This is a genomic window from Billgrantia kenyensis, from assembly GCF_013697085.1.
In the GTDB taxonomy this organism is placed as follows: Bacteria; Pseudomonadota; Gammaproteobacteria; order Pseudomonadales; family Halomonadaceae; genus Halomonas; species Halomonas kenyensis.
On record NZ_JACEFT010000012.1, the window covers coordinates 14,065 to 36,115 of the forward strand.

Below are 22,051 nucleotides of genomic sequence, written 5' to 3' on the forward strand. Positions count from 1 at the left end.
CATTCTGCTTCATGCGTGTCAGGAAGGCACCGCTGTTTGCGGTGCGAGGGGGTTGGGAATTTTGAGTGCAAAGGAGAAGGGCGTGCCGCGGCGAGCGACGGAGGAGAGCCCCCAACAACCGAACAGGCGCCTGGCTATCCATCTGCATGGCGTGGCACGGGAAGGGGCGATCATAGTGTTGCTGGCAGCGTGTGTATTCCTGCTGCTGGCCTTGTTCAGCTATCAGCCCTCGGATCCCGGCTGGTCGCAGCGTGGCCCGGAAACCGATGTCGCCAACTGGATGGGTCCCTTCGGTGCCTGGCTGGCCGACGTACTCTACTCGCTGTTCGGTGCCAGCGCCCTGTGGTGGCCCGGCATGCTGGGGTTCGCCGGCTGGTGGCTGATCCGATCTCGCAAGGTGCAGATCGAGTGGGACGCCACGGCCGTGGCCGTGCGTCTGGGTGGCCTGGTATTGCTGCTGCTGGGCACGACCACGCTGGGGGCGCTGCACTTCTACAGTCCCGACAGCGCGCTGCCTTATGCTTCGGGAGGCATCCTGGGCGAGGGGCTGGTCGGCGCCCTGGTGCCGCTGGTTGATTCGGGGGGTACCGGGCTGTTGGCGGTGGCGGCCATGCTGTGCGGCTTTCCGCTGTTTTCCGGTGTTTCCTGGTTTACGGTGATGGATGAGACCGGCCATGGCTTCCTGCGGCTGTGGCGCTGGGCAGCGACGCCGTTCGGCCTGATGCGCGAGCGGAGCGAACCGCACTGGGACGACGACGAACTTGCCGAGCCGCAGGCGCCCGAAGCCGAATCAGCGGCGACGTCGGTCGAGACCACCAGGCCGCGCTGGCGCTTCTGGCAGCGTCGTGGCACGCAGCCGGCTCCCGATACCGGTGAGCAGCGTGAGCCCGGCCTCGAGCCCACATTCGGCGACGACGGCGATACCGACATCCCGTGGGACATTCCCGAGCGCACCCCGTCGGCCAAGCGGCCCGAGGCTGCCTACACAGCGCAACGGGGCGATACGTCCCCCTCACCAGGAACCGGATCGGCCCCGACCTCCTCACTGCCGCAGGCTCAGCCCGGTGCGACTCGCGCCGCTGAGCCATTTGCCGCGGCCGCTGCACTCAAGGCCAGCCGCCATGACGAGCCGGTTGCCGCCGCCAGCATGCCGCTGCGGGCGACGGACGCCCTCGAAGCAGAGCGGGAGGATGGCGAGCCGGATTCGGTGACTGATGGTCCTCAGGAGGCGAAGGCCGCCGCCGATCTTCAGCCGGCAGAGCCGCAGGCACCGGAGGGAGACGCAGCAACCGTGACCGGCCAGACATCGCCACGGCGCGAGCCCGAACTCGGTGAACTGCAGCCCCAGGAGCCGGCCGATATCCAGGAGCCTCGCCTCAACTGGGACGATATAGGCGGCGACAGCTACGAGGATGAGTTCGAGCGCGCCGAAGAAGAGCGGGCGATTCAGCCCAGAGATCCGCATCATGAGCCAGCTCAGGCGGCGCCCGAGGCACCGCTTTCGGCCGCAGACCCGGAAGAGCGTCCGGCCGCCTATGGCGACCAGGCCGAGGGGCTGCGTAGCTGGCGGGAGTCGACGGCACGTGACCAGGCGGCTTCCGCCGAGGGCCAGGCGCCTCAGGTCGCGACCGCCGAACAGGCGCGTGCGGCAGCCGAGGAGCCGGAAGGTCCGACGCTGTGGACGGTAGAGCACCTGCAGAGCCAGCGACCGGTGCTCGAGGACATGCCGGAGCCTGACGGCGAGCTGCCCAGCTTGCGCTTGCTCACACCGGCCGAGCCGCATCAGCGGAACTATACCGACCAGCAGCTGGCCGACATGGCCGAGCTGCTCGAGACACGGCTGCGCGAGTATGGCGTCAAGGCCGAAGTGGTGCACACTTGGCCGGGCCCAGTGATCACCCGCTTCGAGATCAAGCCGGCCGCCGGCGTGAAAGTCTCGAAGATCAGCAACCTGGCCAAGGACCTGGCACGCTCGCTGATGGTCAAGAGCGTGCGCGTGGTGGAGGTGATTCCCGGGCGGCCCACGGTGGGCATCGAGATTCCCAACCCGCACCGGGCGATGATCCGCCTGCGCGAGGTGATCGACTCCGACCGTTACCAGCAGGAGGCCTCGGCGCTGACCCTGGCGCTGGGCCAGGACATCGGCGGCGGCCCGGTGGTGGCCAACCTGGGCAAAATGCCCCACCTGCTGGTGGCCGGCACCACCGGCTCGGGCAAGTCGGTGGGCGTCAACGCCATGCTCATCTCGATGCTGCTCAAGGCCACGCCGGAGGAGCTGCGCCTGATCATGGTCGACCCCAAGATGCTGGAGCTTTCCGTCTACGACGGCATTCCGCACCTGCTGGCGCCGGTGGTCACCGACATGAAGGAGGCCGCCAACGGCCTGCGCTGGTGCGTCGCGGAGATGGAGCGCCGCTACAAGCTGATGGCCGCCATGGGCGTGCGCAACATCGCCGGCTTCAACGGTAAGCTGGATGAGGCCGAGCAAGCCGGTGCTCAGGTGGCCGATCCGCTGTGGGAGCCGCAGCCTTGGGAGATGCACGAGCCGCCCCCGGTGCTGGAGAAGCTGCCCTACATCGTGGTGGTGATCGACGAATTCGCCGACATGTTCATGATTGTCGGCAAGAAAGTCGAAGAGCTGATCGCGCGCTTGGCGCAGAAGGCGCGTGCCGCCGGCATCCATCTGATCTTGGCCACCCAGCGGCCCTCGGTGGATGTCGTGACGGGGCTGATCAAGGCCAACATCCCGACTCGCATGGCCTTCCAGGTGTCGTCCAAGGTCGATTCGCGCACCATCCTCGACCAGGGCGGTGCCGAGAACCTGCTGGGCCACGGCGACATGCTCTACCTGCCGGCGGGCGCTGGCCTGCCGACCCGGGTGCACGGCGCGTTCGTGGATGACGACGAGGTGCATCGGGTCGTCGAGGACTGGAAGCGTCGCGGTGAACCGGAATATATCGATGAGATCCTCTCCGGCGGCGTCTCGGCGGATGCCCTGACCGGGCTCGAGGCCGATGCCGGCGAGGGGGGCGGCGATGCAGAGCAGGATGCGCTGTACGACGAGGCAGTGCAGTTCGTCACCGAAAGCCGGCGGGCCTCCATCTCGGCGGTGCAGCGCCGCTTCAAGATCGGCTACAACCGGGCGGCACGCCTGGTAGAGGCCATGGAGGCGGCCGGTGTGGTCTCCTCGATGGGCTCCAACGGGGGCCGCGAGGTGCTGGCACCGCCGCCGGTGGGCAACTGATCCACCTTCAGCAACCATGCAGCAATCATGAAAGCGCCGGTGACCATGCAACCCGCCGGCTCGCAGCGGGTCCGAGTGACAGGATCCCCCTGGACCCTGCTCAAGGAGAGAAATAGATGATCAAGAAGACCCTGGCTGCACTTGCCCTGACTCTTGCCGCCCCGGCAATCGCACTGGCCAGTGAAGGCGCCGATCGCCTGACGAGCATGCTGGAGCCGCTGGAAACCGTCGAGGCGCGCTTCGCGCAGAAGATCCTCGATGGCAGCGGCGAGCGCCTGCAGGAGGCCAACGGCCAGATGTGGCTTTCGCGCCCCGGCAAGTTCCGCTGGGAGGTGGCGGCACCCTATCAGCAGGAGGTGATTTCCGACGGCAGCGAGGTCTATCTCCACGATCCCGACCTGGAGCAGGTCACGGTGCAGGCCCTGGACCATCGTGTGACCCACACGCCGGCGCTGCTGCTGTCAGGCAGTGCCCGCGAGCTGACCGAGAGCTACGAGGTCACCCGTCAACAGCAGGGCGGCAGCGAAACCTTCCGGCTGGTGCCGAAGTCGCCCGATACCCTGTTCGAGGAGCTCCACATGACCTTCCGTGGCGAGCAACTGGCTGCGCTGCAGATGATCGACAGCACCGGCCAGGAGACCGTCATCGAGTTCAGCGAGGTACGCACCAACCACACCATCGACGATAGCCGCTTCCAGTTCGACATCCCCGAAGGGACCGACGTGATCCGCGATACTCACTGACCCAGCGAACCGTCCCCCCAAAGCGCCGCCCTCGAGGCGGCGTTGTTGTCTCTACTCGGCTACTCTCCGGCGTCGTCCCGGTCGGCGCGGGCATCCAGTTCGGCGCGCCAGGCCATCAACTGGGCGTAGCGCTTTTCCTGGCCATGCTCGCTGGGCTGATAGAAGCCCTCCCGCGGCAAGTCGTCGGGCCAGCAGTCGTGAGCGCTGCCCGCCGGATATCCCTCGGGCTCGTTATGGGCATAGCGGTAACCGTGACCGTGGCCGAGGGACTCCATCAGCTTGGTCGGGGCGTTGCGCAGGTAGCTTGGTACCTCGAGGCGGGGCTGGGCAGCGGCGAAGGCCTTGGCCCGATTCCAGGCCTGATCGATGGCGTTGCTCTTGGGAGCGACGGAGAGGTGGATGGCGGCATGGGCGATGGCACGCTGGCCTTCGTAGTCCCCCAGGCGCAGGTAGGCGTCCCAGGCGGCCATCACCAGCGGCAGGGCACGGGGGTCGGCGTTGCCCACATCCTCCGAGGCAATGGCCGCCAGCCGGCGAATCACGTCGAGCGGATCGCCGCCGCCCTGGATGAAGCGGGCCATATACAGCAGTGCCGCATCCTGGCGTGACGAACGCACCGACTTGTGGATCGCCGATAGCAGGTCGTAGTAGTGGTCGCCCTGCTTGTCGAAGGCGCTGGCCTGGTGGCCGATCACTGCTTCCAGGGCCTGCCGGGGCAGGCGCTCGCCGCTACCCTCTGCGACGCTGAAGTCACAGGCGGTTTCCAGCATGCCCAAGGCGCGGCGAGCATCGCCAGCGGCGGCGCGGGCAAGGATACCCAGCACGTCTTCATCGGCGATGATGCCTCGCTTGCCCAGCCCGCGTTCCGTATCGGTCAGGGCACGCCTCATCACCTCGATCAGCTCCGCTTCGTCCAGCGCAGTCAGCACGTGCACCCGGGCTCGGGAGAGCAGCGCCGAGTTGACCTCGAAGGAGGGGTTTTCCGTCGTGGCGCCGATCAGCGTCAGCAGGCCCGACTCCACATGGGGCAGCAGGGCATCCTGCTGGCTCTTGTTGAGGCGGTGGATTTCGTCGAGAAACAGCAGGGTGGGGCGGCCCTGGGCTTGCACGACTCGGGCCCGTTCCACTGCGGCACGAATCTCCTTGACCCCCGCCATGACCGCGGAAAGTCGCTCCAGGTTGGCACCGGAGTGTTCGGCGAGGATTTCGGCCAGGGTCGTCTTGCCGGTGCCGGGCGGACCCCACAGGATCATCGAGCGCACCACGCCGGTCTCGGCCATGCGGCGGAGCGGCTTGCCCGGCCCTACCAGCGCCTGCTGTCCCACGTAGTCATCCAGGCGTCGTGGGCGCATGCGAAAGGCCAGCGGTGCGGAATCGTCGGTGGCCGAGCCGAAAAGATCCATGGACTCACTCCCTGCTGCTTACAATACGACCTTGGGCGGTGTGCGCAATCGTGAAAATAGGTCTAGGGTGGATACAGCATCCCCCTGGCTTGCCTTACCTTGGTAGCGGCAAGACTGAACCTGCTCCCGTCCCGCGACTCCAACCACTATACCCGCTCATCGCAGAGGAGGCCTCGACATGCCCATGCTGACCCAACTGAGGCAGGATCATGCCAACATGGCGCGCATGTTGCACGTCCTTCAGCTCAAGCAAAAGACGCTTGCAGCCGGAGATCGGCCCAATTTCCAGCTGGTCCGTGAAGTCGTCGACTATATCCTCGAGTACATGGAGGAGTTTACCGTCCCGCTGGAGCGGGTCTGCTCAGAGCGGCTTCAAGCACTCGCTCCCGAGACCAGGGAGCTGACCGAACGATTGTCCCGCGATTACCAGGCCCTTCGCGAGCGCCTGATGCGGCTATCCGGGGACATCGACATGATCCTGATGGATGCCGTGGTGCCCATGGACCGCTTTGCCGAGGATCTGAAGGCCTATCTCGAAGCGCATCGCATCTACCTGCGCGATGAGCGCGAGCTGCTTTTCCCGCTGATCAGGGAGCATTTCAATGATCAGGACCTGGAGCTACTGGCCCAGGCCTTGCCCGAGGGGGCAGCGGCAAAGCTGGAGCGACTTCAGGAGGCGTATCCGGAACTCTACGCCGAGCTGCGCGAGACCGCAGAGCCGGCAGTCTGACCCCAGGCGGCGAAAGAAGGCTTCAGCTCGCTCGGCATGCTGCTAGAATGAGCGGTTTGTCGTAGCAGCCGAGTGAGTCCATGAGCTTCCTTTCGTCATGCCCGGCCCGATACTGATCTTCGATTCCGGCGTTGGCGGCCTGTCGGTCGTGCCGCCCTTGCGGCACCGCTTGCCCGGTGCCGCTTTGGTATATGCCTGCGACAATGCCATGCTGCCCTACGGTACGCGCCCCGATGACTGGCTGGTGGCGCGTATCCTCGCAGTCTGCAAGGCAGCCGTGGCCGCCAGCGGCTGCTGTGTGCTGGTGGTGGCATGCAATACCGCCAGTACCCTGGCACTGGAAGCACTGCGTGCTCAGCTCTCGGTACCGGTGGTAGGTACCGTTCCGGCGATCAAGCCAGCCGCAGGCCTCAGCCGCAGCCGCCATATCGGCCTGCTGGCGACCAGTGCCACCGTGGCTCGTCCCTACACCGACCGGCTGATCGAGACGTTCGCCGCCGACTGCCGGGTGACACGCGTCGCCGCCGATGCGCTGGTCAGGGAGGCCGAGCGCCTTCTGGCCGGCGAGAAACCGGACGCTGCGGTCATCGAAGCCGTGACAGCGCCACTGTGGGAGGCGGCGGATCTGGATACCGTGGTGCTCGGCTGTACTCACTTCCCGCTATTGCGCGAACGCATCGCTGCTGCCTCGCCGCGGCCGGTGCAGTTGGTGGATTCGAGTGAGGCGATCGCGCGGCGTACTGCCCAGTTGGCCCGTGACCCTGCACCGCGGCTGGGGCAAGACCAGAGCTTTGCAACGTCGCCTGACGTCCGCCTGTCTCGTGCCATGGCTGCCTATGACTTTGCCGAGCCGCGCCTGCTGGCTGTCGGCTGAGGCGCTCTTCTTACCCCTTCCTCCCTCAGGAGATGCCGTGTCCATTCCCGTTGTCGATCCTGCCCGCTATGACCAGCAGCTAGCAGCCAAGCGCGAGCGCATCACTGGCCAGTTCGAGCGCTTCTCTCCTCCGGCGCTGGAAGTGTTCGCCTCTCCCCCGAGCCATTATCGGCAGCGCTGTGAGTTTCGCCTGTGGCATGAGGGCGATGACCTCTATTACGCCATGTTCGAAGTCGATCCCGACGACCCCAAGCACAAGCGTGTGATTCGACTGGACGAGTATCCTGTGGCAAGCCAGCGGATCAACCAACTGATGCCGCGCCTGCGAGAGGCGCTGCTGGAGAGCGACGTGCTGCGCCGCCGCCTGTTTCAGGTCGAGTTCCTGACCACGCTTTCCGGCGAGGCACTGGTCACCCTGATCTACCATCGGCCGCTGGACGAAGCTTGGGAGGAGGAGGCACGTCGGCTGCAGCAGCGACTCGATATCCGCATCATCGGTCGTTTGCGCAAGCAGCGCCTGGTGCTCGAGTGCGATCACGTCTGGGAGCGGCTGGAGGTGGAGGGGCGGACGTTCCACTATCAGCAGGTGGAGAACAGCTTCACCCAACCCAACGCCGAGATCAGTCGCACCATGCTCACCTGGGCGCGGGACGTGACCCGAGGGAGCCAGGATAGCGATCTGGTCGAGCTCTACTGCGGCAATGGCAACTTTACCGTGGCCCTGGCAGAGAACTTCCGGCGCGTGCTGGCAACGGAGATTTCGCGCACTTCCGTCGCCAGCGCCCGCGAGAACCTGGCCGCCAACGGTATCGACAACGCCGTGGTGGCGCGCATGTCAGCGGAAGAGTTTGCCACGGCACTCAAGGGCGAGAAGGGGGGCCGGCGCGTCGAGGAGATGGCCCTGGAGCAATACGACTTCTCCACCGTGCTGGTGGATCCGCCCCGTGCCGGCCTCGACGAGGCAAGCTGCCGTCAGCTGAGCGAATATTCTCGAGTCGTCTATATTTCATGCAACCCGGATACGTTGGAGCGCAACCTGGAGACGCTGTGCCGTACTCATCGGATCGCCCGTTTCGCCCTGTTCGATCAGTTTCCCTGGACCCATCACTGTGAATGCGGGGTGCTGCTGGAGAGAAGGCACGCCTGAGGGGACTTCAATTCTTCGATCTGAAAGTGTGCTGTGTTGTCAAGTGGCGAAACGTCCAATCTCGATGCACAAGCGACATGCTCCATGAGAAGGCTGGCAAGTCGATAGGGTACGGCGCAGGGCTGCAGTAAGCTTCCCGTCACGTGGTCTTGAGCCACGCCGATATTCTTTCCCAGGGCCAAGACACGGCCCCAGGCAGCCGAGGTGAGGGATGCAATACGAGACGATCGAAGTGGGCCGGCAGGAGATTCTCAAGCAGCTGCGCGAACGCCTGGACAGCCGACTCGACAAGGTGCGGGCAGATGAGGTGGAGGCCTTCGCCCGCCATTTCTATGCCACGGTACCGATGGAGGACCTGGTTGGCAGGCGGCTGGACGACCTGTACGGCGCCACCCTCTCAGTGTGGCATTTCATTCAGCACTTCGATCACGCCTCGCCCAAGGTGCGTGTCTTCAACCCCGACTTCGAAGAGCACGGCTGGCAGTCCTCCCACACTTTCGTCGCCGTGTTGCACGAGGACATGCCCTTCCTGGTCGATTCGGTACGCATCGAGTTGAACCGCCGCGGCCTGACCGTGCACGCGATCCACAACGCCGTGCTGGCAGTGGAGCGCAACCGCTCCCATACCCTGCAGCAGGTCACCTCGCCGCGCGAGGAGAATGCGCCGGAGAGCCGCGAGTCGCTCATCGCCATCGAGATCGACCGCCACTCCAGCCCCGAGGTGCTGGCCGAGATCGAGCAGTCGCTGCATGAGGTGCTGGGCGACGTGCGCATCGCGGTGAATGACTACGAGCCCATGTGCGAGCGCGTGACCGAGGCGCTCGCCGAACTCAAGGCGAGTCGCCCCGAACAGGTCGACGCCGGCGACCATGAGGAAGCGATTGCCTTTCTCGAGTGGGTCAGGCGCGACAACTTCACCTTCCTCGGCTACGACGCCTACACCATCGAGACCGGCGCCGAAGGCGACCGGCTGGTGCGCGACGAGGCGAGCAAGCTGGGCGTGTTCCGCCTCGATCTGCCGCGCTATCAGGAGCGCATTCGCACCGAGCTCGGCATCGAGAACAATCGCTTCGTGCTGGTGCCCCAGCTGCTCTCCTTCGCCAAGAGCTCGCATCACGCCCGTGTCCACCGGCCGACGTACCCGGACTATATTTCCATCGACCGCTACGATGAGCAGGGGCGGGTGATCGGCGAGCACCGCTTCCTTGGCCTGTTCACCGCCAGCGTCTACAACGAGTCGCCGCGCAACATTCCGCTGCTGCGGCGCAAGCTCAAGGCGGTAATGGACATTGCCGGCTTCAATCCCAAGGGGCACAACGGCAAGCAGCTGCTGCAGATCCTCGAGGTCTATCCACGCGACGACCTGTTCCAGATCGATACCGAGGAGCTGGCCCGCACCTCACTCGGCATCCTCGACATACGCGAGCGGCGCCGAGTGCGCTTGTTCATTCGTACGGACCACTCCGGGCGCTTCCACTCGTGCCTGGTGTTCGTGCCGCGGGATGTCTTCTCCACCGACCTGCGGGTGCGCATCCAGAACATGCTGTGCGAGGAGCTCGACGCCACCTTCGGCGACTTCAATACCTACCTCTCGGAGTCGATCCTCGCTCGCATCCAGTTCATCCTGCGCTTTCGCGGCGATGCCCCTCCCCGTGAGATCAATCTCAAGCGACTCGAGGCCAAGGTGGCCGAGCTGGCGCGCAGCTGGCGCGACGAGCTGCACGAGGCGCTGGTCGAGGGCTTCGGCGAGGAGCGGGCCAACCTGCTGATGGATCGCTTCCGCGATGCTTTCCCGGCCAGCTACCGCGACGACTTCGGCTCGCGTACCGCAGTGTTCGACCTGCAGCACCTGGCCGACCTCGATGCCGGCGAGCCGCTGGCGCTGACGCTCTACCGGCTGGTCGAAGAGGAGGGCAGCGGGGTCAACCTGAAACTGTTCCAGCGTGATCGCACCATCCCGCTCTCCGATGTGCTGCCGGTGATGGAGAACCTGGGACTGCGTGTCATCGGCGAGCGGCCCTACGAAATCATCACCCCCGAAGTGCGCTACTGGCTGCATGACTTCGACCTCGAGCATCACACCAGCACCGAGGTGAGCCTGCAGAAGATGCGTGAGCCCTTTATCGAGGCGTTCAAGCGCATCTGGGTAGGAGAGGCGGAAAATGACGGCTTCAATCGCCTGGTCATCGCCGCCAACCTGGACTGGCGAGAAGTCGCCATGCTGCGTGCCTATGCCCGCTACCTGAAGCAGATCCGCTTCGGCATGTCGCAGGACTATATCGCTTCCGCCCTGACCAGTTACCCGGAGATCACCCGCGAGCTGGTGACCCTGTTCCGGCTGCGCTTCGACCCGGCGCACCGTCCCGACGAGGAGGAGACGGGAGCCTGCCTCGACCGCATCCACCGGCACCTCGACGGCGTTGCAAGTCTCAACGACGATCAGCTGCTGCGCCGCTTCATGGAGATGATCCAGGCCACGCTGCGCACCAACTACTACCAGCGCGGTGCCGACGGCAACTTCAAGGACTACATTGCCTACAAGCTCGACCCCAAGCGTATCACCGGGATGCCCAAGCCGCGTCCGGCCTTCGAGATCTTCGTCTGCTCGCCGCGGGTCGAGGGTGTCCACCTGCGCGGCGGCAAGGTCGCTCGCGGTGGGCTGCGCTGGTCGGACCGTCAGGAGGATTTCCGCACCGAGGTGCTGGGGCTGGTCAAGGCGCAGCAGGTCAAGAATGCGGTCATCGTGCCGGTCGGCGCCAAGGGCGGCTTCGTCTGCAAGCGCTTGCCCGAGGGCGGAGACCGAGATGCGCTTCAGCAGGAGGGCATCGCCTGCTACAAGACCTTCATCCGGGCGCTGCTCGACGTCACCGACAACCTGGTCGGCGGCGAGGTGGTACCGCCCAGAGAGGTGGTGCGCCACGATGACGACGACGCCTACCTAGTGGTGGCTGCCGACAAGGGCACCGCCACCTTCTCCGACATTGCCAACGAGATCTCCGCGGAGTACGGCCACTGGCTGGGCGACGCCTTCGCCTCCGGCGGGGCCAACGGCTACGACCACAAGAAGATGGGCATCACCGCCCGTGGCGCCTGGGAATCGGTGAAGCGCCACTTCCGTAACCTGGGCCTCAACACCCAGGAGGAGGAGTTCAGCGTGGTCGGCATCGGCGACATGGGGGGCGACGTGTTCGGCAACGGCATGCTGCTCTCCGACAAGATTCGCCTGGTGGGGGCCTTCAATCACCTGCATATCTTTGTCGATCCGGCGCCCGATGCGGCAGCCACCTTTGCCGAACGCCAGCGCCTGTTCCAGCTGCCGCGCTCGAGCTGGGAGGATTTCGATGCGTCGCTGATCTCGGAAGGTGGCGGGGTGTTCAAGCGCAGCGCCAAGTCGATCTCGATCTCACCGCAGATGAAAGAAGCTTTCGGTATCGAGGAGGACCGTCTGTCGCCCAACGAGCTCATTCGCGCCATGCTCAAGGCGAAGATCGACCTGCTGTGGAACGGTGGGATCGGCACCTACGTCAAGGGCAGTGCCGAGACCGATGCCATGGTCGGCGACAAGGCCAACGATGCGCTGCGTATCAATGGCGGAGAGCTCAACTGCCGGGTGGTCGGCGAGGGCGGCAACCTGGGCCTGACCCAGCGTGGCCGAATGGAGGCCGCTGCCAAGGGCGTGCTGGTCAATACCGACTTCATCGACAATGCCGGCGGGGTCAACTGCTCCGACCATGAAGTCAACATCAAGATCCTCATCGATGAAGTGGTCAAGCGCGGCGACATGACCGAAAAGCAGCGCAACCAGCTGCTGGCCGAGATGACCGAGGAGGTGGCTGACCTGGTCATTCTCGACAACTACCGCCAGACCCAGGCGCTGGATATCTCGTCGCTCTTCTCACGCCGAGGCATCGACCCGTACCGGCGCTTTATCAGCGAGCTGGAGGCCGCCGGACAGCTTGACCGTGAACTCGAGTTCCTGCCTGCCGACGAGGAGCTCCTGGAGCGGGCGGGCAGCGACCAGGGAATGACCCACCCGGAGCTGTCGGTGCTCATCTCCTACTCCAAGAGCGTGTTGAAGGGAGACGTGCTGGCCTCCGACGTGCCCGACGATCCTTATATCCAGCAGTACGTGGAGCGGATCTTCCCGCGAGTGCTGGTCGAGCGTTTCCGCAATGAGATGTACGATCATCGTCTCAAGCGCGAGATCGTCACCACCCAGGTGGCCAACGACTTGGTCGATCACATGGGCATCGTCTTCGTCCGCTTGTTGATCGACTCCACCGGAGCCAGCCCGGCCGACATCGCCCGCGCCTACATCATTGCCCGCGAGAGCTTCCAGCTCTCGAGCCTGTGGGAGCGCATCGAAGCACTGGACAACCAGGTCCCCAGCCAGGTGCAGTACGCCATGATGATGGACCTGATCCGGCTGATCCGGCGTACTACCCGCTGGTTCCTGCGCCAGCGGCTGGGCCTCTCCACTCGTGATGCCATCGAGTATTTCGCGCCCCGCGTCGCCCAGCTGCAGGAGAGTATCGGCGAGCTGCTGCGCGGAGAGGAGCGCGAGCGCTGGGAGCACAAGCGCAGTGAGCTGCTCGATGCCGGCGTTCCCGAGGAGCTGGCTGCCACGGTGGCCGCTTCGGGCAGCCTCTACGGTGCGCTGGGCATCATCCAGGCGGCTCGCCAGGCCGACGAGAAGCCGCAGCGCGTGGCTGAGGTCTTCTTCGAGATCGGCGATCGCCTGGAACTGCCCTGGATGCTCCAGCAGGTCAGTCAACTGCACGTGCGCGACAGCTGGCAGGCGCAGGCCCGCGAGACCTTCCGCGACGACATCGATCGCCAGCAGCTGGCGCTGACCGTCAGCGTGCTCAAGACCGAGGATGGGCGTGAATCCGTCGAGCGGGTCGATACCTGGCTGGCCGCGCACTCCTCGCTGCATGAGCGCTGGTGCCGCTTGATTGCCGAGGTGCGCGGCGGCAGCCAGGCAAGTTTCCCGCTCTTTGCCGTGGCAGTACGCGAGCTGGTCGACCTGGCGGAGAGCAACGGCGAAGCCTGATTGCCTGCTGCTCTCACATGCGCACCCCGCCTACCCTGGCGGGGTGCGTCGTCTTGAGCACGCAGCGCTGCTATAATCTCGCCCGCCTCGCCACTTGCTCCTCTTCCCCCTTGCCTGGAGATGCCATGTACGCGCTTGCTCGCTCGATCCTGTTTCGCCTCGATGCCGAAACCGCCCACGGCCGCGCGCTTGGCGCACTGGACCTGGCGCATCGACTGCGGCTGACGGGGCTGCTGGCAGGTGCGCGTGTCGACGACCCGGTGGAGTTGATGGGCCTGCGCTTCCCCAATCGGGTGGGGCTGGCTGCGGGGCTGGACAAGAATGCCGATCATCTCGATGCGCTGGGCGCGCTCGGCTTCGGCTTCGTCGAGGTCGGCACCGTCACGCCCAAGCCCCAGGATGGCAACCCCAAGCCGCGTCTGTTTCGTCTGCCCGAGGGTGGCGCGATCATCAATCGCATGGGCTTCAACAATGCCGGGGTGGACCACCTGGTGGCGCGGGTCAAGGCATCGCGCTACGACGGGGTGATCGGTATCAACATCGGCAAGAACCTCACCACGCCGGTGGAGCGCGCGGTGGATGACTACCTGGTCTGCCTGGAGAAGGTGCACGCTCATGCGCACTACGTGACGGTCAACATCTCCTCGCCCAATACGCCGGGGCTGCGTAGCCTGCAGTTTGGCGAGCAGCTCGACGCCCTGTTAGGCTCGCTGCGCGATGCGGGCAGTCGCCTGGATCAGGCGGCTGGCCGGCGGGTGCCGCTGGCGGTCAAGATCGCCCCTGACATGAGCGATGACGAGGTAGGCCTGGTGGCGGGCAGCATTGCCCGGTGCGGCATCGATGCCGTAATCGCGACCAACACGACGATTTCGCGTGAGGCGGTGGCTGGCCTTCCCCATGCCGACGAGCAGGGTGGCCTGTCGGGGCGGCCGGTGTTCGAGGCTTCCAACCGGGTCATTCGCGAGTTGCGTCGGCATCTGCCCAAGCTGCCGATCATCGGCGTGGGCGGCATTGACAGCGGCGAGGCGGCCACGGCCAAGCTGGAGGCCGGCGCCGACCTGGTGCAGCTCTACTCGGGGTTCATCTATCGCGGCCCGGCCCTGGTGGGGGAGTGTGCCCGGGCGCTCAAGGCCGCCGGGCAGCGCTGATGTGGCTTGCTCACGTGCAGGTTTCGCGGGGGCAAACTAAGAAAGCCCGTGCAAGGCACGGGCTTAGCTTGGCTTCGCCACTCCGATGTTGGCGAAGGGACGACAGGTTGGTGGGAAAGGGTTACAGCACCATCGGGTTCTTGTGAATGCCGGAGACGCCGGTCATGCCGGCCCACTGGTCACCTCGGCCTTCACGCCAACCACTCATCCAATATTCACGTATGTTGACATCCTGACTGGGACAGTCGTCGCGGGAGCGCCCGGAAATACCGGCCTTGTAGCCATGGAGATAGGCGCGTTGGTAGCGATCACGTTTCTGTCTTTTCATCGGATGACCTCTTGTAAAGGTACCAATTTGGAGCGCGCGACATGCACGCTCCGGCGTTCCACCGATCGCCTAGCCGTTAATCAGTCCCTTAACGACGGCAGAGCGAGGTCATGCGGGTTCAGTCGAGGCCCGCTTAGTGTACGCATGCGTCTTTTCTGGTAGCTACCATGTCTAGTCTTAGCCCATTATGGGGGCGATTGTCGACCTATGTTTTGTCATAAGACAGAGACCAAATTGTAATGATTGGAATATGCCCGGCCGAAGGGGGCGGGAACATCGCATGAGTGAGTCTTCGCAACAGGTAACACACCTCTTCCTGGCCACCTGTCCCAAGGGACTTGAGGAACTGCTCGCCGACGAATTGCGCAGCCTGGGCGCCGAGCCGCACAAGACGACAGTTGCCGGCGTGCACTTTCGCGCTGACCTCGAAGCCGCCTATCGTGCCTGCCTGTGGTCGCGTCTGGCCAACCGCATCGTGCTCTGTCTGCTGCGGGAGGAGGGCAACGAGAAGCCCGAGTCGTTGCATCGCGCGGTGGCCGGGGTCGACTGGGGGCGCCACCTGCGGCCGGGGGCGACGCTGGCGGTGGACTTCCACGGGCGCAGCGACCAGATACGCCATACCCGCTTCGGAGCCCAGACGGTCAAGGATGGGGTGGTCGATGCACTGCAGGCGCAGGGGCGGCCGCGCCCCGACGTCGACCTGCAGCGCCCCGACCTGCGCCTCTATGCCCACTTGCACCGGGGCCGGCTGACGCTAGGTATCGACCTCTCGGGTGAGAGCCTGCACCGGCGCGGCTACCGGCGCGACGTGGGCCATGCTCCACTGAAGGAGAACCTGGCCGCGGCGCTGCTGATTCGGGCGGGCTGGCCCCAGCGGCTGCGCGACGGCGAGGCGCTGGTCGATCCGCTGTGCGGGGCCGGTACGCTGCTGATCGAGGCTGCCTTGATGGCGGCTGATATGGCGCCCAACCTCAGCCGGGTACGCTTCGGCTTTCACGGCTGGGCGCAGCACGACGAGACGCTCTGGGCCGAGCTCAAGCGCGAGGCCGAGGCCCGCGCCAGCATTGGCCGCAAGCGCTGTCGTAACCGTTTGTTTGGTTTCGACCAGAGCCCGCCGGCGCTGGCTGCGGCGAAGTCCAATGCCATGCGCGCCGGTATCCCGGCGCTGATCTCCTTGCATGGCGCTTCCCTTGCCGCACTGGAGCGTCCGGACGATCTTGGCGTGGAGACGCGCGGGCTGGTCATCACCAACCCGCCATACGGCGAACGGCTGGGAGAGCTGCCGGAACTCGTCACCCTCTACCGTGAGCTGGGCGAGGGGGTGCGCCGCGCCTTTCCAGGTTGGCGCATGGCCGTATTCACCGCCAACCCTGACCTCGGTCACCGTATCGGGCTACGGGCCGACAAGCAGTATTCGCTGAAGAATGGCCCGCTGGAAGCCAAGCTGCTGCTGATGGACGTGCCTGACGAGGCGCGAGCTGGGGCTGAGCGAGCCGCAGTCCCAGCCAAGGCTTCTCGCAGTGAAGGTGGCCAGATGTTTGCCAATCGTCTGGAGAAGAACCGCAAGCGACTGAAGAAGTGGCTAAAGCAGTCAGGCGAGAGCTGCTATCGGCTTTACGATGCCGACATGCCGGAGTACGCCCTGGCGGTGGACGTCTACGACGGCCGGGTCCACGTGCAGGAGTACGCGCCGCCGCGTTCGGTAAACCCTGCCCAGGCCCAGAAGCGGCTCTATGATGCGCTGCAGGTGATTCCCGAGGTGCTCGACGTCGAGCCAGCCCAGGTGGTAGTCAAGCGCCGCGAGAAGCAGAGTGGCAAGGAGCAGTACCGCAAGCAGGCCAGCAGCGGGGAGCGCTTTCAGGTCAGCGAGGGGCGCGCGCGACTATGGGTCAACCTGCGCGACTATCTCGATACCGGCCTGTTCCTCGACCACCGTCCGGTGCGACGCATGCTGGGGGAAATGGCCGCCGGCAAGCGCTTTCTCAACCTGTTCTGCTACACCGCCGCGGCTACGGTTCAGGCAGCGCTGGGCAGCGAGCAAGCGGGTGGCGCCAGCGACAGCGTCAGCGTGGACCTCTCCAATACCTACCTGGAGTGGGCCCGCGACAACTTTGCCTTGAACGGGCTCGATCCGGCCCGGCACCGGGTGGTCCGCGACGACTGCCTGCGCTGGCTGGAAACCGCCAAGGCCGAGTTCGATCTCATCTTCCTCGATCCTCCCACCTTCTCCAATTCCAAGAAGATGGAGGGCACCCTGGACGTTCAGCGCGACCACGGACAGCTGATCACGCTGGCCATGGCCCGGCTGGCGCCGGGGGGAACGCTGGTATTTTCCAACAACCAGCGCCGTTTCCGGCTTGACGATGAGCTGGCGCAGCGCTTCGACGTGGATGACATCTCGTCGCGTACCTTCGATCCCGATTTCCAGCGTCGGCCGGACATCCATCATGTGTTCCTGATTCGCCACCGGGAGGCCGAATGAACCACTTGACGCTCTATACCACCCTGGGCTGTCACCTGTGTGAACAGCTCGAGGCCTTGCTGGCGCAGCTGCACCGAGGCGCCTACCGGCTCGAGAAGGTGGAGATCAGCGAGAGTGAAGAGCTGATGGCCCGCTACGGGGTGCGTATTCCGGTGCTGACGGACGCAGCCGGCGAGGAGCTCGACATGGGGTTCGAGCCGCCGCGCCTGGCGGCCTGGCTGGAAGCGCGCGGGTGGCTTGATAGCGCCGCCTGGCAGCGCCTGCAGAGCGGTGAGAGCACCGAGGACCAGGAGGAGCAAGTCAGCCGCATAGCGCCTGCACGGCCCGGCGGACGCCGCTACCTGGGCTAGACGAGGCCCGGGAAGCGCTCACGCATTGTCGAGCAGCGAGAGCTGGCGCACGGCGGCTTGCCCTTCCGCACTTTCGGCCTCGACCTCGAGTACCTTGTGCAGGCCGCGTGACGACAGGATGGTCGCCTCGTCGGAGAGCCACATCATGGCCTGGTCGCGATCATCGGCCAGCAGATGCTTCAGTCCACCGAACTGGGTGCCAATCTGGCCCCAGGCGCGGCTGAAGATCCAGTCGCCGAACATATCCTGATGAATATGCACCAGTACGTAGTCATGGTCACTTTCCCAGCGAACGATCACGAAGGCTCCCGCATGTCTGGCGCCGTCAACAACGGCACGAAGGATCGAGTCGCGGTATTGTAAGACATCGGGCAGGTTGAACAACCATTGCCGGGCAGCAGATATGGAGAGATGAGGGTGAAAATACTGGTCGATGCCAATGTGCCCGGTGCCGAGGCGTGCTTCGGCCCGCTGGGGGAGCTGGTGAGGCTACCGGGCCGCGAGATTGACGCCGCTGCCCTGCGCGATATCGATGCGCTGGTGATCCGATCCATCACTCGGCTCGATGCCGCGACGCTCGATACCGCCATGGCGGAGGGCTCGCCGCTGCGTTTCGTGGGCACCTGCACCATTGGCATCGACCATGTCGACCCGGCGGCATTGGCACGCCACGGCATCGCATTTGCCAGTGCACCTGGTTGCAACGCCGAGGCCGTCGTCGACTATGTGCTGACCAGCCTGCTGACCCTGGCCGAGCGGCAGGACTGGCAACTGGTCAGTCGCCGCGTCGGCATCGTGGGTGCGGGCAACGTAGGCGGACGCCTGAGAGCGAGACTGTCCGCCATGGGTGTCGAGTGCCTGGCGTGCGATCCGCCCAGAGCCCAGGCCGAGGGCAGCGCAGGCTACGAGTCCCTCGATACCCTGATCGAGACCTGCGACATCCTGTGCCTGCACACCCCGCTGGTAAAAAAGGGTGCCTACCCCACGCATCATCTGCTCGATGCCCGGCGTATTGCCGAATTGGCGCCAGGTACGGTGCTGCTCAATGCCGGTCGTGGCGACTGCGTGGACGGCGCGGCCCTGCGTCAGCGTCTGGCAGGACCGGGTGATATCACCGCAGTGCTCGATGTCTGGGAGCGAGAGCCGGCAATTGACCCGGCGCTGCGTGACCTGGCCGAGATTGCCACGCCCCACATTGCCGGGTACAGCCTGGACGGTAAACTGCGCGGCACCCATCAGGTCTATGCCGCCCTGTGCCGGTCCCTGGGGTTGCCCGCGCGGCTCGGGCTGGACGACCTGCTGCCGCCGCCGCCGGTGCCTCGAATGGTCCTGGAGAACGGGCTCGATCCCGATGAGGCGCTGAGGCTGTGTCTACGCACGGTTTACGATGTGCGTCGTGACCACGACAGCCTGCTGCGTGAAAGCCGCCGTCTCGGCATGGCCCAGGGCTTCGATACCTGCCGTGCCCACTATCCGCTGCGCCGGGAGCTGTCGACGCTGACGGTCGAGCTGGGGGCGGGGGCTCGGGAAGTGGGCCCGTGGCTGCAGGCCGCGGGGGCCAGGACAAGCAGCTAGCTGGCTGCGGTTGGCAAGGCCCGTTGATCTAAATCAACTCAAGTCCCCTTAGCCCAGGCTTCCGACAGTTCAGCGTATTTTACTTAATGAGCCTTTGCGATACTTCTGGTCGACGCTCCAATCATGCTTCGAGATTCTCGTGCCAGACAGCTCGCGCTCCTTTGAAACCACCTCTATGCGCCCTGATCCCTGGGGGCGAACCGGTCGTCTGATCAGCCACATGGCGCTGGCGCCCGCCTATTGGCTGTTGCCCATCCTGCTGTGGACGCTGGTGGTCGGCGGGTCGCTATGGTGGAACTGGAAGGGAGCCGAATCCCACAGCCTCGAAGTGGCCAGCAAGCAGGCGCGCCAGGTCGGCGCCATGATGGAGGCGATGCGGCTATGGAATGCGGCCCACGGCGGGGTCTATGTCTGGCAGGACGAGGCGATGCAGCCCAATCCCTACCTGGTGCATCCCGAGCGCGAGCTCGACCTTGCCGATGGGCGAGCGCTGACCATGGTCAACCCGGCGTTCATGACCCGCGGCCTGATCGATATCGTGCGGGAAAAAGCCGGGCTTCGCGTTCACCTGACCAGCCTCGACCCGATCAATCCCGGAAACCAGGCGAACCTCTGGGAAACCGCCATGCTGGAATTCCTGGAGCGGGAAAACCAGCATGCCGAGACCGGGAGCAAGGCGGGATTGCCATGGAACGACCGATCGGTCGAGCGGGTCGAGCTGGTGCGCGGTACCACCCCCGAGCTGCGCTACATGCGTGCCCTTCACGTGGAGCAGGCCTGCATGCAGTGCCATCAGCACCAGGGCTATGAAGTGGGAGATATCCGCGGCGGCCTGAGCGTGACCTTGCCGGCAGCGCCCATGTTCGCCTACGAACGCCAGCAGAAGGCCAGCCTGATAGCCTCCCACGGCCTCGCCTGGCTATTGCTCACCGTGGTCACGATCGGTGTGCTTTCGCGACTACGCCACCAGATCCGCTCGCTTCAGGAGATCAATGCCCAGCAGGACAGGTTGGTCGAGGTGCGCACCGGAGAGCTCAGGAACGAGGTGGCCGAGCGACAGCAGGCCGAGGCTCGGCTCAGGTTGCTGATCGACTCATCGGCGGAAGGTATCCTGGCGACGAACAGGGAGGGGGTCTGCACCCTTTGCAACCCGGTGGCGGCTCGCCTGCTTGGCTACCGGGAAGCCAGCCTGGTGGGCAAGCATCTGCGCGACCTCATCGTGCACAGCGACCATCAGGGTGAACCGCGCGACATCAGGGAATGCCCGATCACGCGTGCCTACCGCCTGGGCGAGGAGGGCGGAGAGTCCGACACGGTGTTCTGGCGTGCCGACGACAGCCCCCTGGCAGTGGAGTACCAGGCACACCCCATCCGCACCAGCGAAGGGGTCACCGGTTCCGTCATCACGTTCCGCGACATCACCGAACGCAAGCGCATGCAGGAGGAGGTGTGGCGGCGAGCCCACTACGACGCCCTGACAGGGCTGCCCAACCGTGTGCTGTTTCGTGAGCGCCTGGAGCAACAGCTGCTGCAGATACGTCGGCGCGGAGAGGCCCTGGCTGTCTGCTTTGTCGACCTCGACGGCTTCAAGCAGGTCAACGATACGCTGGGTCACGATGCCGGCGACCTGGTACTGCGTGAAGTGGGGCGGCGCATGCGCGAGTGCCTGCGCGCCAGCGACACTGCGGCTCGCCTGGGCGGCGACGAGTTTGCCCTGATTCTGCCTGGCCCCCGGTCGTTGGACGACCTGGAGCGTGTGCTCGGGCGGATTATCGAAAGCCTGGCTCGGCCCTTCGATTGTCAGGGGCGCGAGGCATCCATTGCCGGATCGGTCGGAGTGGCTACGATCGACGGAGAGGAGGGGATCAGCGTGGATGAGCTGCTGCGGCGGGCAGATCTGGCGATGTACCAGGCCAAGCGCGCAGGAGGTAACGCCTGGCGACGCTATGAGCCGGGCGAAGATCCCGACAAATCAAAATCATGAAACAGAAAAATGGGCCCGTCGCGTGACGGGCCCAGGCTTTTGCAGTCGACCGCTTCAGCGGTAGGCCGCTTCCTTGAGCGCACGAATCCGATCGTCCAGCGGCGGGTGGCTGGCGAACAGCCGCTCCATCAGTGACTGCGTCTGGCCCTTGGTGATGGCCATGGCACGCAGGGTGTCGGGCATCTGGTCGGGGAGCTCGGTTTCCGCCTTGAGGCGGGCGAGGGCGTTGATCATGGCCCCGGAGCCGGCAAGTTGGGCGCCTGCGGCATCGGCGCGGTACTCGCGGTAGCGCGAGAACCAGGCGACGATGGCCGAGGCGATGATGCCGAAGACGATCTCGGCGACGATCACCACCGCGAAGTAGCCCATGAAGCCCAGGCCGCCCTCCCCGCCGCTGCGGGCGCGCAGGAAGTTGTCGACCAGGTGGGCCACGGCGCGGGCGAAGAACATCACGAAGGTGTTCACTACGCCTTGGATCAACGCCAGGGTGACCATGTCGCCGTTGGCCACGTGGCCGATCTCGTGGGCCAGCACCGCACGTACCTCTTCCGGGCGCATACGGTTGAGTAGTCCGGCGGAGACTGCCACCAGGGCATCATTCCTGTTCCAGCCGGTAGCGAAGGCGTTGGACTGCTGTGCCGGGAAGATACCCACTTCCGGCGTCTCGATGCCGGCCTCGCGAGAGAGCTCCTCGACGGTATCGAGCAGCCATTTCTCGGTGGCGTTGCTCGGCTGCTCGATGATCACCGTGCCGGTGCCGCGCTTGGCCATCCACTTGGACATGAACAGCGAGATTATCGAGCCGGCCATGCCGACGATGAAGCAGAAGATCAGCAGGGCATTGAAGTTGAAGCCCTGGCCGCGCAGATAGCCCTCCACCCCTAGCAGGCGCAGGGTAATGCTGGCGACGATAATCACCGCCAGGTTGGTGCCCAGAAAGAGCAGAATTCTCATCATCGTACGGAATCTCCGGTCTCATCGAGGAAGTGA

Annotated in this window: 15 protein-coding genes; 11 read left to right on the forward strand and 4 right to left on the reverse strand. The window is 65.1% G+C overall.

What is annotated here, in order from left to right; translation table 11 throughout:
• The first annotated feature begins 82 nt into the window (after positions 1 to 82).
• Both H1D44_RS11115 and lolA read left to right on the forward strand, forming a co-directional pair.
• Positions 83 to 3,244: a DNA translocase FtsK gene (locus H1D44_RS11115; RefSeq protein WP_238984509.1), complete on the forward strand. Its 3,162-nt coding sequence runs from the start codon at positions 83 to 85 to the stop codon at positions 3,242 to 3,244.
• 116 nt (positions 3,245 to 3,360) lie between these two features.
• On the forward strand, positions 3,361 to 3,987 hold the full coding sequence (lolA, locus tag H1D44_RS11120; RefSeq protein WP_181514932.1) for an outer membrane lipoprotein periplasmic chaperone LolA: 627 nt from the start codon (positions 3,361 to 3,363) through the stop codon (positions 3,985 to 3,987).
• A 59-nt stretch (positions 3,988 to 4,046) separates the two neighbouring features.
• On the opposite strand, the gene H1D44_RS11125 is transcribed toward lolA, so the two are convergent.
• Positions 4,047 to 5,390: a replication-associated recombination protein A gene (locus H1D44_RS11125; RefSeq protein ID WP_181514933.1), complete on the reverse strand. Its 1,344-nt coding sequence runs from the start codon at positions 5,388 to 5,390 to the stop codon at positions 4,047 to 4,049.
• A gap of 184 nt (positions 5,391 to 5,574) precedes the next feature.
• Between H1D44_RS11125 and H1D44_RS11130 the strand changes: the two genes are divergently transcribed.
• The 5 genes from H1D44_RS11130 (at position 5,575) to H1D44_RS11150 (ending at position 14,342) form a co-directional block, all read left to right on the forward strand.
• Positions 5,575 to 6,120, forward strand: a complete 546-nt coding sequence (locus H1D44_RS11130) for a hemerythrin domain-containing protein (protein ID WP_181515015.1) — start codon at positions 5,575 to 5,577, stop codon at positions 6,118 to 6,120.
• Positions 6,121 to 6,217: 97 nt separating this feature from the next.
• Positions 6,218 to 6,994, forward strand: a complete 777-nt coding sequence (gene murI / locus H1D44_RS11135; RefSeq protein WP_181514934.1) for a glutamate racemase — start codon at positions 6,218 to 6,220, stop codon at positions 6,992 to 6,994.
• Between the two features lie 37 nt (positions 6,995 to 7,031).
• Positions 7,032 to 8,141 (forward strand): tRNA (uridine(54)-C5)-methyltransferase TrmA, encoded by a 1,110-nt coding sequence (gene trmA / locus H1D44_RS11140; protein ID WP_181514935.1) that lies wholly within the window; start codon positions 7,032 to 7,034, stop codon positions 8,139 to 8,141.
• Positions 8,142 to 8,352: 211 nt separating this feature from the next.
• A complete protein-coding gene (locus H1D44_RS11145; protein ID WP_181514936.1) occupies positions 8,353 to 13,194 on the forward strand; it encodes an NAD-glutamate dehydrogenase in 4,842 nt (1,613 codons plus the stop codon).
• 125 nt (positions 13,195 to 13,319) lie between these two features.
• On the forward strand, positions 13,320 to 14,342 hold the full coding sequence (locus H1D44_RS11150; RefSeq protein ID WP_181514937.1) for a quinone-dependent dihydroorotate dehydrogenase: 1,023 nt from the start codon (positions 13,320 to 13,322) through the stop codon (positions 14,340 to 14,342).
• A 121-nt stretch (positions 14,343 to 14,463) separates the two neighbouring features.
• On the opposite strand, the gene rmf is transcribed toward H1D44_RS11150, so the two are convergent.
• A complete protein-coding gene (gene rmf / locus H1D44_RS11155) occupies positions 14,464 to 14,670 on the reverse strand; it encodes a ribosome modulation factor (protein WP_010627829.1) in 207 nt (68 codons plus the stop codon).
• Between the two features lie 280 nt (positions 14,671 to 14,950).
• Here rmf and rlmKL point away from each other — a divergent pair, with 280 nt between their 5' ends.
• Positions 14,951 to 17,152, forward strand: coding sequence for a bifunctional 23S rRNA (guanine(2069)-N(7))-methyltransferase RlmK/23S rRNA (guanine(2445)-N(2))-methyltransferase RlmL (rlmKL, locus tag H1D44_RS11160; protein WP_181514938.1), 2,202 nt, complete (start codon positions 14,951 to 14,953; stop codon positions 17,150 to 17,152).
• Positions 17,149 to 17,502 carry a glutaredoxin family protein gene (locus tag H1D44_RS11165; protein ID WP_181514939.1) on the forward strand — a complete coding sequence of 118 codons (354 nt, stop codon included), beginning with the start codon at positions 17,149 to 17,151 and terminating at the stop codon, positions 17,500 to 17,502. Before rlmKL ends, H1D44_RS11165 begins: the two co-directional genes overlap by 4 nt.
• Before the next feature lie 18 nt (positions 17,503 to 17,520).
• On the opposite strand, the gene H1D44_RS11170 is transcribed toward H1D44_RS11165, so the two are convergent.
• Entirely contained in the window at positions 17,521 to 17,802 is a 282-nt protein-coding gene (locus H1D44_RS11170; protein WP_181514940.1) for a hypothetical protein, read from the reverse strand.
• Positions 17,803 to 17,919: 117 nt separating this feature from the next.
• Here H1D44_RS11170 and pdxB point away from each other — a divergent pair, with 117 nt between their 5' ends.
• Both pdxB and H1D44_RS11180 read left to right on the forward strand, forming a co-directional pair.
• Entirely contained in the window at positions 17,920 to 19,077 is a 1,158-nt protein-coding gene (gene pdxB, locus H1D44_RS11175) for a 4-phosphoerythronate dehydrogenase PdxB (RefSeq protein WP_181514941.1), read from the forward strand.
• 175 nt (positions 19,078 to 19,252) lie between these two features.
• Entirely contained in the window at positions 19,253 to 21,061 is a 1,809-nt protein-coding gene (locus H1D44_RS11180) for a diguanylate cyclase domain-containing protein (RefSeq protein WP_181514942.1), read from the forward strand.
• Between the two features lie 54 nt (positions 21,062 to 21,115).
• On the opposite strand, the gene htpX is transcribed toward H1D44_RS11180, so the two are convergent.
• Complete coding sequence (htpX, locus tag H1D44_RS11185; protein WP_181514943.1) at positions 21,116 to 22,018, reverse strand: protease HtpX; 903 nt, start codon at positions 22,016 to 22,018, stop codon at positions 21,116 to 21,118.
• Positions 22,019 to 22,051: the final 33 nt, after the last annotated feature.